We start from the raw sequence: 16,239 nt of genomic DNA, 5'->3' as shown, positions 1-16,239 counted from the left end.
GTCCGCCTGGACCACCCTGAACCTATGGCGCACCGTTGCGACCCGGCGAGCGCAGGCGCTAACATGGCTCGGTGACCACCTCCACCCACCTTGCCGTCCTGGACGACGAAGCGGACATCACACAATTGCTCGCCAGCTATCTGGCGGGCCACGGCTTTCGCGTCAGCCAGGTCCATTCGGGCGTTGCGCTCATGGAACTGATGTCACGCGACACGCCCACGCTCGTGCTGCTCGACCTGGGACTGCCCGGCGAAGACGGCTTTGCGATCGCCCGCCAACTGCGCGAACACTGGCGGTGCGGCCTGGTGATCGTCACCGGGCGGGGTGACGCGGTCGACAAGGTGGTCGGGCTCGAGGTCGGTGCAGACGACTACGTCACCAAGCCTTTCGACTTGCGGGAACTGGTCGCGCGCATCAAGGCCGTACTGCGTCGCGTGGCGCCTTCGGAGCCGGCTGTGGCCCCTGCCACGGCCGAGCCCACCTCATTGCTCCGCTTTGCCGAGTGGCAGCTCGACACTGCGGCACGGCGATTGCTCAATCCAAGCGGGCAGGAGGTCGCATTGACCGCGGGTGAATTCGATCTGCTGAGCACGTTGGTCACCCATCCGGGACGGGTGTTGTCGCGCGACTTCCTGCTCGGGCAGACACGCGGGCGCGACGGCGGCCCCTTCGACCGCACGATCGACGTCCAGATCGGGCGATTGCGGCGCAAGATCGAGGCGGACCCCGACACGCCCCAGATCATCAAGTCGGTTCGCGGCGCGGGCTATATCCTGATCCCCAAGGTCGAGGCGGCGTGATGCCCGCACCGTCCACCGGACCCGGGTTCGACGACGGAGCGGTGTTCCGCTCTCTCTTCCTGGCTTACCCGGACGCCCTCGTCCTGGTCGACCTGCAAGGGGTGATCGGCCTTGCCAATCCAGCGGCGATGGAGCTGCTGGGCTATTCCGAGCGGGAACTCGTCGGCCTGCCGGTGGACGAACTGCTACCGGACGCCATCCGGTCGCGTCATGCCGCCTATCGCAGCGCCTATGCAGACCACCCGCGGCCGCGGCCGATGGGCACGCAGATGGATCTGGTGGCCAAGCGACGGGATGGCAGCGAGGTGATGGTCGAGATTGCACTGAGCCCACTGCAAGACCATGGCCTTCCCTATATCGTGGCCGCGGTCCGCAACGTCGGCACCTATCCGCGCGTGAAGCAGGCCTTGCAGCGTGCCCGCTATGCCGAATATCTGGCGCAGTTCGGCCGCCACGTGGTGGACGCACGGGATTCGAAGAAGCTGCTGGACCTCGTTCCGGTGATCGCCGCAGAAGCCCTGCAGGTCGAGATGGCAAAGATCCTGCTGCTGGAGCCGAACGGCACGGAGTTCCGAATCGTCGCGGGCGTTGGCCTGCTGCCCGAAGAAGCGATGGGCGATCGAATCCCCAATGAGCCCGGCTCTCCCGCCGGCCATGTGGTCGCCCGCGGGGAGCCGGTGCTGATGCGCGATTACGCGCACGAACAGCGCTTTCGCATTCCTTCCCAATACATCAAGGCGGGCATGGTGTGCGAACTCTCGGTTCCGCTGTGGGACCGGGGCCGCACCATCGGAACGCTGGCTGTTCGCTCGCGCACGCCTCAACGCTTCGCCGACGACGAAGTCCGCTTCCTGGAATCGCTGTCGAGCATGCTCGCCACGGTCCTGCAGCGCGAGAGCAGCGAAGACGCGCTGAACCACGCCCAGCGGCTCGAAAGCGTCGGGCAACTGACCGGCGGTGTCGCGCACGACTTCAACAATCTGCTCACCGTGATTTCGGGCAACCTGCAGGTACTCGAGGACGCCCCGGCCTACGCCAACGATCCCCTGGTACGGCAGGTTGTGAGCGCCGCGGCACGCGCCACCCGGCGCGGCGCGGAGTTGACCGCGAAGCTGCTCGCATTTTCTCGGCGCCAAGTGCTCCAGCCGACCATTGTCGACGTGACCGCACTCCTTCAGTCCCTGACGAACATGCTCAGGCGCACGCTGGACCAACGCATCACCATCACCCTCGATGCGCAAGAGGTGCTTTGCATTGCGGACCCGGTGCAACTGGAGTCCGCCCTGCTGAACGTCGCCATCAACGCACGCGATGCCATGCCACAGGGCGGCACGCTGTCATTTGACTGCCGGTCGGTGCGCACCCTGCCCGATGACCTGGACGATCAACGTGACGAAAAGGAGGCAGAACGATTCGTGTCGATCGCCATCTCGGACACGGGGGTCGGGATGCCGGAAGCCATCAAGGCGCGCGCCTTCGAGCCGTTCTTCACGACGAAGGAGACCGGCCGCGGCACGGGCCTCGGGTTGTCGACCGTCTACGGCTTCGCGAAGCAGTCGCGCGGCGCCGTCAGCCTGACTAGCACGCCCGGCGAGGGAACGACCGTCACCATCTTCCTGCCGCAGGTCGAAGGGGACAGCGCGATGGAAGAGACGGAGCTTCCAGCCGGCGACGTGCCTGCAGGACTGCGGGTGCTGCTGGTGGAGGACGATCCCGAAGTGCGACGGGTGGTCCGGAACTCCCTCGCCTCGATGGCCTGCGAGGTCATCGACTGCGCCAACGGGGAGGACGCATTGCGCGTGATGGCAGCGGGCCGCCACATCGACCTGCTCCTGACGGACATCCTGCTCGGCACTGGCCTGCGAGGCACCGAACTTTCGGACGCGGCGCGTTCACTGCTGCCGGAGCTTCCGGTGCTGCTGATGTCCGGCTATTCGGGAGCACTGCTCGAGGAGCCCCAAGGCCGCGAACTGCTGCGCAAGCCCTTCACACGCGCCGATCTCAAGAAGGCCATCGCCAGAGTCCTCAACGCCACTCAGTGAACCGCGGCAGCCATCGGCGCAACGGTGCTCTGAATGAACGCGGTGAGCGCATCCACCTGCGGGATCTGGATGTCACGCCGGCCTTTTTCGCTGAAGCGGATCACGTCGCCTCTCGCGAGCCGTGACAGCGCCCGGCTCACCGTCTCCAGCGTCATACCCAGGTAGTTGCCGATCTCCGCGCGCGTCATGCGCAACGTGATCTGGTCGGTGCGCTGGCCACGCTGCGCCAGCGCATGGGCCCAATAGCGAAGGAAGCCTGCAACGCGCGCATCGGCAGGAAGCGTGCACAGGGAGAGCATCGATTCGTGATCACGGGTCAGCTCGCGGCTCATCGCCTCGTGCAGCGCGGTGAGCAATGCGGGCGTGTGCGCGGCGGCCTGGATCAATGCGTCGTAGCGGATGGCCCAGACCTCGCCGGTGTCCATCGCCACTGCATCGCAAGTGTAGTGCGCCGTTGCAATGCCATCCAGGCCCAGCCAGTCGCCCTTGAAATACAGGCCGACCACCTGCTCGCGTCCTTCCCCCGAGAGGTTGACCATCTTGTAGTAGCCAGAGTTCACGACGTAGAGCGTGCCGAACGCCTGGCCGACCTGATACACCGAATCGCCGGGGCGGACGATGCGTCGCTGGATGGGCATGCTGTCCTGAAGAAGCTGCAGCACGTCGGCAATGCGCCCGACCACAGATCCCGGGCCCTTCGGAGAGCGAGTCACTTCAGTCATCAATGGCTCCTTGCAGATCGATGGACAAAGCTTAGGAATCGAGTGCAACCGAAATGCCAACGTGGCGGCGGACTCGGTAACAACAGGTGAATGCTTTGTGTCCGAGCTGCAACGACGAAGGCAGTCAGCGAATTCTTGACGCCCATCAAACCCGGCGCCGGTGAAAGCCATACCGTTGCACCTGTGAAAGCCGCCCACTCTCCTTTCCCGACCTGGTCGCTGGATGAGCCACTGGCTGCGGGCCAGGCCGCCGCCGTCTTCGAGACGGCCCGTCGCCTGCGCGCGGATTCGCAGACGGGCGAAGCTCGCAAGGCGCTGCACGGCAAGAACCTGGTCCTGCTGCTCGCTGCGCCACCCGGACGCCAGATCTCACCTCTGCATCGCGCGGCCGAAGACCTCGGCGCCCGCGTCGCCGAGGTCCGCTTCGAGGCGGACGCCTCCGAGCAGCCTGACATCGGAGCCCTGGCTCGGCTTCTGGGACGCATGTACGACGCCATCGACTGCGACACCCTTCCGCCGTCCACGGTCCAAAGGATCGAAATGGAAGCCTCCGTTCCGGTCTACGCGGGACTCGGTCGGGACGACCATCCCGCCAAGGCGCTCGCGGATCTGCTGACGCTTTGCGAACACGCCTCGACGGCCGATTCGCAAACGACTCTGCTTTTCATCGGCGACCCGCAGCCTTGGCGCAGCAGCATTTTCCTGTCGGCTGCACGGCAACTGGGCTTCTCGCTGCAGCTCGCCGAGACGCGGCGACCTGAGGCGAAGGAGTTGCCTTACGTGGTCGATGCAACGCACCCTCCCGAATGGTCGCTGTATGCGCAGGGCCGCCTGATCGAGGAGGCCTTCCGATCGGAAAATCATCGCTGCGTCATCCAGACCGTGCTGCTCGACACGATTCCTCGGGCTTGAAGACAGTGCCATGACACACCCCAGCACGACCATCATCTGCCACGAACACCGGGCGCTGTCCGCGATGCTGCGCTCCATTACCCTGCTGCTCAGCGAGCACCGGCGCAAGGGGACTCTGCCTGATTTCAATGCCTTGGAGGCCATGCTGTTCTACGTTGATGAGTTCCCGGAAAAGCTTCACCATCTGAAGGAGAGCCAACTGCTGTTCCCCAAGCTGCGCGGGCGAAACGCACGGGCGGATGCGGTGCTTGACCGCCTCGAACGCGACCACGCGTGTGGCGAGCAGGCGATACGGGATCTTGAACACGCGCTCATCGGATTCCGGATGATGAGCGACACCGAGCAATGCCAGGCCCGCCGGGCCGAGTTCGAGCGCCTGATGAAGCAGTACGTCGACGCCTACCTCGAGCACATGCATGTCGAGGAAGCCGAGATTCTGCCGCTGGCCGAGGTTGTGCTCAGCGCCGACGAGTGGGCCGAACTCGACGCCGCCTTCCTGATGAACCGCGACCCCCTCGCAGGCTACGAAGCTGACGAGGTCTACCGCCCGCTTTTCAAGAAGATCGTCGGCGCGCTGCGGCATTCAGGCAATGTCGGCTCGGTGCTCGAAGCCTTCGCGGGCGCCGTGCTACCTGACCACATCCCCGACACCGGCAGCCCTTGATGAGCCACGGCCTGCGAAGCGCAGGCGTTGCAATGCGCGGTCGTTTGCCTGGGGCAAGCAGGCGTTCGATGGCCTGGCGCCGGCCCGTGTCTCAGAGCTCGCAGGATTCAAGGTAGTCGGGGACGGCAACCTGCCATCCGTGGCGCTCCTCGATCGCGAGCCGCAACGCATCGGCCGCCACCGGTTCGCCATGCGTCACGAAGACCCGCCGAGGCGCCGGCAGTGCACTCAGCCAGTCCAGCAGTTGCGCGCGATCGGCATGGGCCGACAACGTGTCGAGGTTGACGACCTCGGCGCGCACCGGGACGTATTCGCCATGGATCTTCACCTCTTTCGCGCCGCCGACCAGCGCCGCGCCGCGCGTGCCAGCGGCCTGGAAGCCGGCGAACAGGATCGTGTTCCTGGCGTTCGGCGCGTAGGCCTTGATGTGGTGCAGCACGCGGCCGCCGGTGGCCATGCCGCTGGCCGACACGATGATGGAAGGAAAAGGCAGTGTGTTGAGCCGCTTCGATTCCTCCATCGTGTTGACGATGGTCGCTTCCCTGCACATTGCCGTGCACTGCTCGGCGCTCAGGCAATGCTCGTCGAGATGATGGCGATAGACGCGCGTGACGTCCGCGGCCATCGGGCTGTTCAGGTACACCGGCATGTCAGGAATCCGGTGTGTCTGCTTGAGCAGGTGAATGCAGTGCAGGAGAGTCTGCGCGCGCCCCACGGCAAAGGATGGGATCACCACGACGCCTCCTCGGGCTGCGGTGCGGTTCACGACTGCGGCCAGCGCGGCCAAGGTATCGACGTCGCGGTGCAGGCGATCACCGTAGGTGGATTCGACGATGACGACGTCCGCACCCTGGGATGCCTCCGGTGGTCGCATCAGGAGATCGTCGCTGCGGCCCAGATCGCCCGAGAAGAGGACGGTGCCGCCCGTCCAGGCAACGCGCACGCTCGCCGCGCCCAGGATGTGTCCGGCGCGCGTCAGCCGCCACGACCAGCCCGGCCATGGGACGTGCTCCTCGCCGAATGGCACGGTCTCGAAGCGCGCCAGCGCATCGCGGGCATCCTGTTCGGTATAGATCGGCAATGCTGGCTTGTGCCTGGAGTGGCCATGACGGTTCGCGAAATCCGCCTGCTCCTCCTGCAGGCGCCCGGAATCGGTCAGCAGCAGCTTGCAGAGTTCGCGGGTGGCTTCGGTGCAATAGACCGGGCCCTTGAATCCAAGCCTCACGAGCCGCGGAACAAATCCGCTGTGGTCGAGGTGTGCATGGGTCAGCAACACCGCGTCGATGTCCGCAGCCTCGACGGGGAGCGGTTGCCAGTTGCGCAGACGCAGTTGCTTCACGCCCTGGAACAAGCCACAGTCCACGAGAAGCCGGCGGCCCGCGTGCTCGAGCAGGTACTTGGATCCGGTGACCGTCCCTGTGCCACCGAGGAATTGAATGCGCATCATCGCTCCTTGATGCATCGAAGCTTGGCACCCGGCGGACGGATCGACTTGATCCGCGTCAAACGACTGACGTCTCCCGGCGGGCAAGATGTCTTCCCTCGGAGGCCCACTTGACCATTCGCCACCTCGAGAGGCTCTTGTCACCGGCCTCGTTCCGGTCGCGACGAAATCTCCGTTGTGACCGACACGTCGGACGCCATCTCCAGATCGCGTTTGCTTGATCCAGATCGAAGAACCGGCTGCCAATCGGTCTAGAGTGTCCTTCAGAGTTTGGGCAAACCCTGGAGCTTCCACATGACCACCCAGATCGCGCAATGGCACGCCGAGCACGGAAACTTCTCTCTGCTTCTGAGCATTCTTGACGAGCAGGTCGCCAAGTTTCGCGACGGGGAAAGTCCAGACTACAACCTGATGCTGGAAATCGTCTCCTACTTGCGAGAGTTTGGGGATTGCTTTCACCATCCGCGCGAAGACGCCGCCTTCACGATCCTCGCTGCACGCGATCCGCAGATGCAACTGCCGATCAACCGCTTGCTTCAGGAGCATCGCGTCATTGCGGCAGCCGGCGAAGAACTCGTTGCGCGGCTGAACCAGGTGGTGAGCGATGCCCACGTCCTGCGCTCGACGGTGGAAGCGGCGGCAGCGCTCTACTTGGCCTACTACCGGCACCACATCGCCACGGAGGAAAGACAGATCCTCCCGCGCGCGCGCCTTCTGCTGAACGCACAAGACTGGGATGCCGTGGCCCGAGCGGCTCCATCATGCTCGGATCCCTTGTTCGGAAACACGCCGACCGGCACCTACCTGAGGCTGGTCGAGCTGATGCCGGCGCGACCATCGGTTGGAGGAAATCAAGATGCCGTCGCGAGCCCATGACTGAGTCTGTCCGCCATTCGTGGTCTCGACCTGTCACGCCCGACGAGATCGGGCCTCTCGCAGTGCCGCCATCCAACATGCCCCAGGGCCATTTCGCACCGGTGGATTCCTTGGGGATCTCGTCTCTGGGTTCCTCCATACCGCCCATCGATCAGGATGTGCCGAACAACGTCCCCACTCCAGCGGTGATAGCCATCGCCAGCGTGCCCCACAACGCCACTCGCCAAACGCTCTTGGCAACCGGCGTGCCGCCGATTTGCGCAGCCACGGCACCGAGCAAAGCGAGAAACACGATGGCTGTCCCGGCAGTCCATGCCAGCAACGTCGTCTCCGGTGCGAACGCGGCCACGGCAAGGGGCAACACTGCACCCACCGAGAAGCTGGCGGCAGAAGACAGCGCAGCCTGCAGCGGGCGGGCGCTGAATGCCTCTGTGATACCCAATTCATCGCGCGCGTGCGCCCCGAGAGCGTCGTGTTTCATGAGTTGGGCGGCGACCTGCTGCGACAGCATGCGATCGAGACCGCGTCGCATGTAGATGCTCGTCAGCTCGCGCTGCTCGGCCTCGGGGTCCGCACTGAGTTCGAGGCGCTCGCGCTCAAGATCGGCTTCTTCCGTGTCCGCCTGCGAATGGACGGAGACGAACTCGCCTGCCGCCATCGACATCGCTCCAGCAACAAGCCCGGCCACCGCGGTCGTCAGGACATTGGCATGGCTTGCCTGTGCCGATGCCACACCGACCACCAAGCTTGCCGTCGAGATAATGCCGTCGTTGGCGCCCAGCACAGCGGCACGTAGCCAGCCTGCACGATGAGTCCGGTGACGTTCCGAATGCAAACGGGCGTGATGAGATTTCATCGGTGGGACGTTGGGTACATCACAAGTCTCGGACAATTTGCATGCAATGCCAACGCCCACTGCGGAAACAAAAATCGTAGTGGTTCTCGCTCCCAGTCGCATCTACCGGTCATTCGCCCGGAGCCTGTCGTTCACTTGTAAAGTGGACCGGCATGAGGCCCCTGAAACCAGGTCGCAAGGTTGGCGATGATGATCTCAAGGAAGCCATGGCATTCAAGGCTTCGGGGCCCCTTGTTCAATTTGTCCCATCGCGGCTCTCACCTGCCCTTCAGAAGCGCGAACTGGAGGTCCTGAACGCATTTTCAAAGCTCCCTGCGGAGTCGCGAACACCCAGCGGCGCTGTGCTGGAAATCTTGCGTCAAGGACTTGATATTCCCCACTCGACGCTTGCGCAGATCTTGCGAAGGTTGGAGCGCAGAGGCGCTATCCGTTTGGATCGCAAAAGGACGTGAGATCCGATTGAGTCCGCTTGGGTGAAGCCGTCCTAGCGGCTGGGATCCGGCGACGTCGGCTGCGAGGCGCGAGCAGTGCGCCACATTGCATCGGTCCGAGTCCCGTTCTCGACTCCATCCCCACCCTGCCCTGCCCTGCCCGGTCAATTGGATCGAGCAGCCGCCTTGCGCGAACAAGATCTGACCGTCGACCCCATGCTGCCGGACGAGAGAATGGGCCGATGCAGGACAATCACTTCATGACTCAACCCCTATGAGCAGCGCGGAGCTACCCGGACGTCCAGACCCGGATGTACCCGCGAGGGTTCATCTGGACATGACGACGCTGCGCCTGTTCATCGCAACCGCCGAACTCGGCGGCGTGACGCGCGCGGCGGAGCGCGAGCACCTGGCACCGGCCGCGGCATCTCGCCGAATCCAGGAGTTCGAGGCGCAGTTCGGACTGCCCCTGTTCCGTCGCCTGCCGCACGGTATGGCGCTGACCGATGCCGGACGCACGATGCTCGCCCATGCGCGCAACCTGACCCACACCGTCGTACGGATGCAAGACGACGCAGCAGCGTACCGTCATGGCGAGAAGGGCGTGGTCCGCCTGGCGGCACCCAAGTCCGCAGTCATCCAGTTCATGCCGCGTGACATTCAGCGCTGCGGGATCGCCTGCCCGGACGTGCGCATCGACCTGCAGGAGATGAACAGCCAGATCGTCCAGCAATCGCTGGCGCGCGGTGTGGTGGACGTGGGCATCTACGAGGCCAGCCTGGGCTCGATCGACCTGCCGGCCTTGCCCTACCGCAGCGACCGCCTGGTGCTGGTCGTGGCGCGTGGCCATCCTCTGGCAACACGCCGCAAAGCGGGCATCGACGACATTCTTTCTTGGGACTTGATCGGCCTGGGCGAGGGCTCTGCGGTTTCCATTGCCCTTGAGCGACAGGCCGCCGAGGCGGGCCGGGTACTTCGCATGCCCATGCGGGTGGGCGGCTTCGACAGCATGGCGGCGCTGATCGCGCAAGGCTTGGGCCTTGGCGTGATGCCGCAAGCTGTGGCGCGCGCCATTGCGGGCGGGCCGCGTTTCGCGCGGGTGGCGATCGAGGGCGATTGGGCCGTGCGCCGCTTCGTGCTCTGCCACCGGCCGATGCCGCTGCTTTCGCTGGCGGCGCAGAGCGTCCTGCAGGTTCTTGCGGATACGCAAAACGCGAATCCTGAATCGCCGGATTAGCGATGGCCCCCTGAGGCCCTGCGGCCCATAGTCGAGTCTCACAACGAAGAGACAGACACATGCAACGCAGAACCTTCGCCTTCGCCGCCGTCGCCTCATTGGCAGCCCCCTGGGTCCGGGCACAGGACCTGCCCTCTGGACCGATCCGCATCATCGTGGGCTTTGCGCCCGGTGGCGGGACCGATGTGCTGGCACGCACGATCGCCCACAAGCTGTCCATCCTGTGGAACACGCAGGTCATCGTGGAGAACAAGGCAGGCGCGACCGGCGTCATCGCTGCCGAGTACGTGGCCAAGCAACCCGGAGACGGCAAGGTCCTGCTGATGGCGCATGTCAACAGCCACGCCATCGCGCCGGCGCTGATGCAGAACGTCAAGTACGACCCGCGCCAGGACTTTGCACCAATCACCCTGGTGGGGGTCACACCCAACATGCTGACCTGCAACGAGACGCAGCAGGTGCGCACGGTCGCGGGCATCGTCGACCTGTGCCGCCGCCAGCCCGGGAAAATCAGCTTCGGATCGTCCGGGACCGGCTCGGCACAACACCTGGCCTTCGAGATGTTCCGCATGGCGGCCAAGATCCAGGCGGTGCATGTGCCCTACAAAGGTTCCAGCGCCATGGTCACCGACTTGCTGGGCGGCCAGATCAACTATGCCTTCGACACCATGACGGCGGCCACGCCCTACGTGAAGCAGGGCAAGGTCATCGCCGTCGCACAGACCCGGCTCAAGCGCGCCAAGAGCCACCCCGATGTGCCCACGATGGCCGAATCGGGCTTTCCGGGCTTCGATGCGGCCTCGTGGTACGGCCTGGCCGGACCCAAGAGCATGCCCGCTGCCATGGTCAAGCGCATGAACGAGGACATCAACCAGATCCTGGCGCAGCCGGACGTTGCCGACAAGCTGGAACAGTTCGGCGCCGAAGACGCCGGCGGCAGCAGCCAGAAGTTCGCCGACTTCATCGTCTCGGAGAACACGAAGTGGGCGCGGGTCATCAAGGATGCCGGCGTTCGTGCCGACAGCTGACCCCCCCTGACCCGCACCCAGATCTACGACAGGAAGCAACCCATGAAGACCGAATCCAATCCGACAGCCCACGACGCCGCCCGTCCATTGCCGCTGGCCGGTGTGCGCGTGCTGGACATCAGCCAGGTGATGGCAGGACCCTACGCCTGCATGCTGCTGGCCGATCTCGGAGCGGATGTCGTGAAGATCGAGCCGCCCGAAGGCGGCGACCAGACCCGCGGCGCCATGGGCTTCAAGCTCAAGGGCTCGGACAGCATGGGCTTTCTGAACATGAACCGCAACAAGCGAAGCATTGCCCTGGACCTCAAGACCGCGGCGGGGCGCGAGGTGCTCTATCGAATGGTCAAGGACGCGGACATCCTGGTGGAAAACTATCGCCCGGGCGTGATGAAGCGCCTCGGCATCGACTACGAAACGCTCAGCAAACTCAATCCCGCACTGGTCTACGCGAGCATCTCCGGCTTCGGACAAACAGGTCCGTGGGCGAGCCGCCCGGGGTTCGATCTCATGGCCCAGGCCATGTCGGGCGTGATGAGCGTGACGGGCTACCCGGATGGCCCGCCGGTCAAGGCCGGGGTGCCGGTGGCGGACATCGGTTGCGCGCTGTTCGCCACCTATGCCGTCCTGGCCGCCCATATCGGCGCGAAGGCTTCGGGTCAGGGCCAGTACATCGACGCTTCGCTGTTCGATTCCGCGATGGCGTTTTCGGTATGGGATGTGTCCGAATACTGGGGCACGGGGCGCCAGCCCGAACCACTGGGCACGTCCAACCGCATGAGCGCGCCGTACCAGGCCATGAAGGCTTCGGACCGTTACTTCGTGATGGGCGCCACCAACCAGAAGCTGTGGCAGAAGCTCTGCACCGTCATCGAGCGGCCGGAATTGACGGACGACCCGCGCTTTGCGACGGTGGCACTGCGGCTGGCCAATCGTCTCGTGCTCGTCGAATCGCTGGAGCAGTCATTCGCAGCCCGCAGCGCCGACGAGTGGATCGAGTACCTGCTGGAGGCCGGCATTCCGGCCGGGCCCATCCTGACCTATCCCCAGGCCTTTGAAAGCGACCACGGCGTGCATCGCCAGATGCGCATCGAGATCGAGCACCCGGTCGAAGGAACCATTCCCAACATCGGCTTTGCCGTCAAGTTGCGCGGCACGCCCCAGCAGGTGCGACGTCCGCCCCCGCTGCTGGCCGAGCACACGCAGGAGATCCTCGAGGAACTCGGCATCGATCTGGCACAGCGCAGGGAACTTCAGGCGAGCGGAGCTTTCGGCGCATGAACGAGCAGGGCTGCGTCACCTTGACCCTCCGCCACGCGGTCGCGTCGGTCACCTTCGACCGATCTTCCGCGCGCAACGCGATGACTTGGACGATGTACGAACAGTTGGCGCAGATCTGCACGGATCTGGCGGCCCGCGGCGACGTGCGTCTGGTCACCTTCCGCGGGGCCGGCGGGCAGGCCTTCGTCGCCGGGACCGATATCGCGCAGTTCCAGGATTTCCAGAGCGGCGATGACGGAGTGGCGTACGAGCGTCGCATCGACGAGGGCATCGCCCTGATCGAGAGCCTGCCAATGCCGACGGTCGCGGCGATCGATGGCTGGGCGGTGGGCGGCGGGTTGGTGATCGCCGCCGCCTGCGATTTCCGGATCGCCACGCCGGCTTCGCGCTTTGGCGTGCCGATTGCGCGGACGCTGGGCAACACACTGTCGATGGCCAATCTCGCGCGCCTCACGGCGGCCTTCGGGCCAGCGGTCGCCAAGCGGATGCTGCTGCTGGCGGAGGTGCTCGATGCCGATCAGGCGGCCGCCAGCGGTTTCCTCCACGGCATCTGCCCGGCGACGGAACTGGACGCGTCGCTGGCCGCGTTCTGCGAGCGATTGCTGGCCCTCGCGCCCCTGACGCAGCGCGTCGCGAAGGAAGGGCTGCGGCGCCTCGCCTCGGTGAACCTGCCCGATGGCGACGACCTGGTCCGGCAGTGCTACGGAAGCGCGGACTTCCGCCGTGGCGTCGAGGCTTTTGTGGCGCGGCGCGTGCCCCTGTGGCAGGGCAACTAGCCACGCTTGAAAGGCCCTCCTTCCCGTGCTGACGGTGAACCAGCGTGAATCGGAAGGAACTTGGCAAAATCGAAGCGTCGTACGGCGCGCAGCACTCGACGGGCACCTGCGTCTGGCGGACCGAGCCTTGAAGGCGACAGCAACAGGAGTTCCATGAGCAACACCGAGACCGATGGGAAGCCAGTCTTGAAGTACCCATTCAAGTCCCCGCCCGAACGCGGCAGCGTCCTCGAGGTCGCACCGGGCGTGCACTGGATCCGGATGCCGCTTCCATTCAAACTGGACCACATCAATCTCTGGGCCCTCGACGACGATGACGACTGGTCGTTGGTGGATACGGGCCTGCGCGACGAAGAGACCGCCAGTGTCTGGCGCGAGTTGCTCGCCAACTATCCGAAGCAGCGCAGGCTGAAGAGAATCTTCGTCACGCACATGCATCCAGACCATGTCGGCATGGCTGGCTGGCTCTCGCGCAAGCTGGGCGCGCGCGTGTGGATGACACGCCTCGAGTACCTCACGTGCCGCGTGATGGCTTCGGACAGCGGCCGCGAGGCGCCGCCGGAGGCCCTGGCCTTCTATCGTGAGGCGGGTTGGAGCGACAACGCGATCGAGTCCTATCGCGCACGGTTCGGCAGATTCGGAAATCTGATCCACACGCTGCCCGACGCGTTCGAACGCCTGAACGACGGCATGGAATTGCGCGTCAACGGCAACATCTGGCGCGTTGTCACAGGCAATGGACATTCGCCCGAGCACGCCTGTCTCTATTGCCCCACGCTCAAGGTGCTCATTTCCGGCGATCAGGTGCTTCCGCGCATCTCGTCCAACGTGTCCGTCATTCCGACAGAACCCAACGCCAATCCGATGGCCGACTGGCTGGCGTCGCTCGCGAAGATCCGCAGGGAAGTGCCGGACGATGTGCTTGTGCTGCCTGCGCACAACGATTGCTTCCATGGGTTGCATGCGCGTCTCGACTACCTGGCATCTTCGCAACATCGTGCGCTCGACGAACTCGAGACGACCCTTGAGTCGCCCCGACGCGCGGTGGATGTGTTCACCACGCTCTTCGGGCGGCCCATCGACGAGTCCCAGATGGCGGTGTTCGGCATGGCAACGGGCGAAGGCATCGCCTGTCTCAACTACCTCGTTCACGCCGGACGCGCGGTCAAGACAACCGATGCCGAGGGCGTTGCCTGGTACCGCAGAAGCGCATAGGGACTCTACGCTGACCATTGAAGCACCGGCCCCAGCAACCACAGGGCGACGCTGATGGTCACGAACGACAGTACCGTCGCCAGCAACAGGGCTGCGGCACACATCTCCTCGAAGCCGTACTTCTGGGCCAGGATCGGGTAGATGCTCAGCATCGGCGTGGCAGCGAAAACCACGGCCGCGGCGCGCAGCGTCGGATCGCTCGGCGGCACGAGCCACATCATCAGTCCGACCGCCAGGGGGTGCAGCAGGAGCTTGCCCAAGGCAATGGTGGTCACGTCCCGCCGCATGCCCTTGGTCCTCAAGCCGACCAATGTGCCTCCGATCACGAAGAGCGACACCGCGGCCGAGGACATGGCCAGCATGTTGATCGAACGCGCCAGCACGCCGGTGATCGGGATGCCGATCAACGAGACGGCCAGGCCGCCCACGATCGCGAGGATGACCGGATTGCGGGAGAGTTGGGTGAGCGACTGCACGAGGATGCGATGCCACTTGCCCGAGCCCGCATGGCCACTGTCCGCCATCACCAGCGTGAGCGGAATCATCAGCAGGTTCTCCACCAGCATGCACATCGCCAGGCCGACCGCGGCAGAAGACGGCCCGGCGACCAGGATGGCGATGGGGTAGCCGATGAAGCCGCTGTTCGAACTCGAAGACCCCAGCCCGCACAGTGCACTCAGCGTGAAGCTCTTGCCCCGCCAGCGCCACGCCCAGCCGAAGGCGGCCATCATCACGGCGAGCGAACCGACGGCGTAGCCCAGCACATAGCGGCCATTCATCACCTCGCCGACGGGGCGTTGGGAGAGCGCCGTGAACACCAGCGCGGGGAGCGCGAACCTGACAACGTACGTGCCGAGCACGCGCATGTCCAACTTGCTGAAGATGCCGGCACGCCCCGCCAGGAAGCCGAGCGCGATGACGAGGTAGATGGGGCCGGTGATGGCCAGTGTTTGCAGCATCGAGTCAGCGCAGCCTGGTCCGCTGTGGCGGATTCCGACGCGCAAAGGTCATTAAAAGCATAGAGCGTGCCACGCTTTGGCTATGAGGCCCCTGCGGTCATCTCGTAGTGTGTCGTCACGGCGGAGTCATCCTGCGCCCCCAGTCCACGTGCCGCGGTGCCAAGGAAGGCGAGATAGGCAGCGTGCGCCAGCGCTGCCGGAAAACGCGACTCGCGCGTCGCGTCGAGCACCAGTGACATGTCCTTGACAAAGATGTCGACCGCCGACGTGATGTGGTCGAACCGGCCCGCGATCATCCGCGGGCCCCGGTCGGCGAGCATCCAGGAGCCCGCCGCTCCGCTGCAAAGTATTTCCAGCGTCAGGTCGAGCGGAAGACCCTGACGCTTCGCGAGCGCCAGCGCCTCGCCAGCGGCAGCCAGGTGCACGCCACACAGCAGTTGGTTGAGAACCTTCATCTGCGCGCCGGATCCCGCAAGGCCGAGGTAGTGCACATGGGCGCCAAACGTCTCGAGCACGGGACGTGCGACCTCGAAGGCCTCGCGCGTTCCCGAACCCATGATGGTCAGCGACCCACGCTCGGCGCCGATCGCGCCTCCCGTGACCGGCGCATCGATCAGCGCGATCGAGTGCTGCGCCAGGCGGCCTTCGAGCGCGCGAACATAGCCCGGATCCATGGTGCTGCAAGCGATGAACACGGCACCGGCCGGAAGCCGCCCAACCAGTCCACCGTTGCCAAACAGCACTGCCTCGGTCTGCTGCGAGTTGACAACGAAGCAGACGACGATGTGCACCTGGCCCGCCATCTCAGCCAGCGAGCTTGCCGGCGTGCCACCTTCCGCACGAAGCCAATCGAGCGCGTCAGCACGCACGTCGCAGCCCACCACGTCATAACCCTTTGCAAGAAGGTTGGCGACGGCCCCGCGGCCCATCGCGCCGAGCCCGATGAACCCCACTTTTGTCTTGGTATTCATGTCCAGATTCGGTTCTTGAAGTTGATGG

General features: G+C 64.9%; 15 protein-coding genes. 10 read left to right on the top strand and 5 right to left on the bottom strand.

The window, feature by feature from the left end; all coding sequences use genetic code 11:
* The first annotated feature begins 71 nt into the window (after window positions 1-71).
* Together QTH97_RS22505 and QTH97_RS22500 are read left to right on the top strand one after the other, a co-directional pair.
* Entirely contained in the window at window positions 72-800 is a 729-nt protein-coding gene (locus QTH97_RS22505; protein WP_286570689.1) for a winged helix-turn-helix domain-containing protein, read from the top strand.
* Window positions 800-2,842 carry a PAS domain S-box protein gene (locus tag QTH97_RS22500; protein ID WP_286570688.1) on the top strand — a complete coding sequence of 681 codons (2,043 nt, stop codon included), beginning with the start codon at window positions 800-802 and terminating at the stop codon, window positions 2,840-2,842. The genes QTH97_RS22505 and QTH97_RS22500 overlap by 1 nt, the downstream gene beginning before the upstream one ends.
* Here QTH97_RS22500 and QTH97_RS22495 read toward each other — a convergent pair.
* A complete protein-coding gene (locus tag QTH97_RS22495) occupies window positions 2,836-3,564 on the bottom strand; it encodes a Crp/Fnr family transcriptional regulator (protein WP_286570687.1) in 729 nt (242 codons plus the stop codon). The two genes, QTH97_RS22500 and QTH97_RS22495, sit on opposite strands and share 7 nt — an antisense overlap.
* A gap of 135 nt (window positions 3,565-3,699) precedes the next feature.
* Between QTH97_RS22495 and QTH97_RS22490 the strand changes: the two genes are divergently transcribed.
* Window positions 3,700-4,476 (top strand): Rossmann-fold NAD(P)-binding domain-containing protein, encoded by a 777-nt coding sequence (locus tag QTH97_RS22490; protein ID WP_286570686.1) that lies wholly within the window; start codon window positions 3,700-3,702, stop codon window positions 4,474-4,476.
* A 10-nt stretch (window positions 4,477-4,486) separates the two neighbouring features.
* Window positions 4,487-5,140, top strand: coding sequence for a hemerythrin domain-containing protein (locus tag QTH97_RS22485; protein ID WP_286570685.1), 654 nt, complete (start codon window positions 4,487-4,489; stop codon window positions 5,138-5,140).
* A gap of 91 nt (window positions 5,141-5,231) precedes the next feature.
* Here the strand turns inward: QTH97_RS22485 and QTH97_RS22480 are convergent, their stop codons facing one another.
* Window positions 5,232-6,584: an MBL fold metallo-hydrolase RNA specificity domain-containing protein gene (locus QTH97_RS22480; RefSeq protein ID WP_286570708.1), complete on the bottom strand. Its 1,353-nt coding sequence runs from the start codon at window positions 6,582-6,584 to the stop codon at window positions 5,232-5,234.
* 294 nt (window positions 6,585-6,878) lie between these two features.
* Here QTH97_RS22480 and QTH97_RS22475 point away from each other — a divergent pair, with 294 nt between their 5' ends.
* Window positions 6,879-7,460, top strand: coding sequence for a hemerythrin domain-containing protein (locus QTH97_RS22475; protein ID WP_286570684.1), 582 nt, complete (start codon window positions 6,879-6,881; stop codon window positions 7,458-7,460).
* 151 nt (window positions 7,461-7,611) lie between these two features.
* Here QTH97_RS22475 and QTH97_RS22470 read toward each other — a convergent pair whose 3' ends face one another.
* Window positions 7,612-8,316 (bottom strand): VIT1/CCC1 transporter family protein, encoded by a 705-nt coding sequence (locus QTH97_RS22470; RefSeq protein WP_286570683.1) that lies wholly within the window; start codon window positions 8,314-8,316, stop codon window positions 7,612-7,614.
* Window positions 8,317-9,084: 768 nt separating this feature from the next.
* Between QTH97_RS22470 and QTH97_RS22465 the strand changes: the two genes are divergently transcribed.
* The 5 genes from QTH97_RS22465 (at window position 9,085) to QTH97_RS22445 (ending at window position 14,281) form a co-directional block, all read left to right on the top strand.
* Entirely contained in the window at window positions 9,085-9,984 is a 900-nt protein-coding gene (locus QTH97_RS22465; protein WP_286570682.1) for a LysR family transcriptional regulator, read from the top strand.
* A gap of 59 nt (window positions 9,985-10,043) precedes the next feature.
* A complete protein-coding gene (locus QTH97_RS22460) occupies window positions 10,044-11,012 on the top strand; it encodes a Bug family tripartite tricarboxylate transporter substrate binding protein (RefSeq protein WP_286570681.1) in 969 nt (322 codons plus the stop codon).
* 42 nt (window positions 11,013-11,054) lie between these two features.
* The gene (locus tag QTH97_RS22455) at window positions 11,055-12,290 is read left to right on the top strand and encodes a CaiB/BaiF CoA transferase family protein (RefSeq protein ID WP_286570680.1); all 1,236 of its coding nucleotides are present in this window, start codon (window positions 11,055-11,057) and stop codon (window positions 12,288-12,290) included.
* The gene (locus QTH97_RS22450) at window positions 12,287-13,066 is read left to right on the top strand and encodes an enoyl-CoA hydratase/isomerase family protein (RefSeq protein ID WP_286570679.1); all 780 of its coding nucleotides are present in this window, start codon (window positions 12,287-12,289) and stop codon (window positions 13,064-13,066) included. Before QTH97_RS22455 ends, QTH97_RS22450 begins: the two co-directional genes overlap by 4 nt.
* 153 nt (window positions 13,067-13,219) lie before the next feature.
* Window positions 13,220-14,281: an MBL fold metallo-hydrolase gene (locus QTH97_RS22445; RefSeq protein ID WP_286570678.1), complete on the top strand. Its 1,062-nt coding sequence runs from the start codon at window positions 13,220-13,222 to the stop codon at window positions 14,279-14,281.
* A gap of 5 nt (window positions 14,282-14,286) precedes the next feature.
* Here QTH97_RS22445 and QTH97_RS22440 read toward each other — a convergent pair whose 3' ends face one another.
* Complete coding sequence (locus QTH97_RS22440; RefSeq protein WP_286570677.1) at window positions 14,287-15,240, bottom strand: AEC family transporter; 954 nt, start codon at window positions 15,238-15,240, stop codon at window positions 14,287-14,289.
* An 80-nt stretch (window positions 15,241-15,320) separates the two neighbouring features.
* Complete coding sequence (locus QTH97_RS22435; protein WP_286570676.1) at window positions 15,321-16,211, bottom strand: NAD(P)-dependent oxidoreductase; 891 nt, start codon at window positions 16,209-16,211, stop codon at window positions 15,321-15,323.
* Window positions 16,212-16,239: the final 28 nt, after the last annotated feature.

This window comes from Variovorax gracilis (assembly GCF_030317115.1).
In the GTDB taxonomy this organism is placed as follows: domain Bacteria; phylum Pseudomonadota; class Gammaproteobacteria; order Burkholderiales; family Burkholderiaceae_C; genus Variovorax; species Variovorax gracilis.
Note: the sequence above shows the minus strand (reverse complement) of the source record. Positions and strands in the feature narration are given on the sequence as shown.